2 protein-coding genes are annotated in these 1,260 nt (G+C 32.2%); one reads left to right on the forward strand and one right to left on the reverse strand.

Annotation, left to right across the window (positions count from 1 at the left end; genetic code table 11):
• Positions 1-199: hypothetical protein (locus tag UNSWCS_RS12040; RefSeq protein ID WP_035143952.1), on the forward strand; the 199-nt coding region annotated here is incomplete at its 5' end.
• Between the two features lie 61 nt (positions 200-260).
• On the opposite strand, the gene UNSWCS_RS10155 is transcribed toward UNSWCS_RS12040, so the two are convergent.
• Complete coding sequence (locus tag UNSWCS_RS10155) at positions 261-1,052, reverse strand: hypothetical protein (RefSeq protein WP_021088435.1); 792 nt, start codon at positions 1,050-1,052, stop codon at positions 261-263.
• Between the last annotated feature and the right edge of the window lie 208 nt (positions 1,053-1,260).

The following is a 1,260-nucleotide window of genomic DNA, read 5'->3' on the forward strand; positions in this document are numbered from 1 at the left end:
AGACAATCAAACTGACACGCAAAAACAAGAAACCTTTAAGCCTATGCAAGTAACTAAGAAATTTAAAACTTATGATATGCAAGCCGATGAGAAATTTAAAGAATTTTACAAATTTATAAAAACTGAATTTGATAATGGCGAAAGTATATTTGAAATTTTAGAAAAAGTCGCAAATAAAAAAGTGGATAAAACCGTATAGAGGGTCAAATTTAAAGCAATCACTACTTTATACAATAAATAAGATAGCTATTTTTTATCCATTAAACCATCTTATTTAAAATTTGCTTCTTATCTATCTTTTGCATAAGTTCTAAGACATCTATGCCTCTTTTTTCTTTGAAATTTAAAAGTTCTCTTGCATAGAGAAATTTCTGATCCTTGTTTATATCATAGGTCTCATACTTCTTCTTAACCTGCATAGGTTTAAATTTCTTCTCATTTTGCTCTTTAGCAAAATTTGCATTGTATTCTTGCTCTTCTTTGATTATCTGCTTTCTTTGCTCCTCAACATCCTTTGTTGCTTTCTCTCTTGCCTTGGCAAATAATGTTTTAAATTCATCTATGCTTAGATCGGTTCTATCTAAAAGACTAAGCGACTCCTTGTTGTTATTTGGATATAGAGAAGACATGCTGTCCATAAATGCTCTTAGGTCAGCCTCCTCTTCTTTTGTGCCAAGACCTATCATCTTACCTTCTATTGTTGGTTTGCCGTCTATAGAGTTATCCCTCAGAAAATCCATATAGCCTTGAAGTTCCCAATCTATCGCTTTTTCTATGGTTTCTGGGTATTTTCCGTATAGAGCTCTTCGCTCTTCTGGAGAGTATTTGTTTGATAGCATACTATCTATTTTATCTATGGTTTTTGTTATCCAGTCTTCTGTTCCTTCTTCTATACCGATTATCTTATCTAGTCCAGCACCAAATGGTCCTTGCATATAAGCATCAACTTTAGCTTTCTCATCTTCTGCGGATAAATTTTTATTGCCGTGAGCTATGTAGTCATCTAAAATTTCTTTATATTGCATCGATCCATTATAGGTAGTAATAAACATTTCAGCTCCTTTGAAATCAGCAGCCTATAAAAAATTTATATTGTAGGCTGCTTAAATTTTACCAACCACCTAGGTCAGATTCCATTCTTCTTTTAAAAGCGTCTCGTAATTGTCTAACAATAGAAAAGGACATCTCATGTTAATTAATTTTTAATAGCCTTTTTCGTTTAGCTTTCTGTAATTATCACATCCTAACTGAAGTCCTAAA

The organism is Campylobacter concisus UNSWCS (genome assembly GCF_000466685.1).
GTDB classification, from domain to species: Bacteria; Campylobacterota; Campylobacteria; order Campylobacterales; family Campylobacteraceae; genus Campylobacter_A; species Campylobacter_A concisus_A.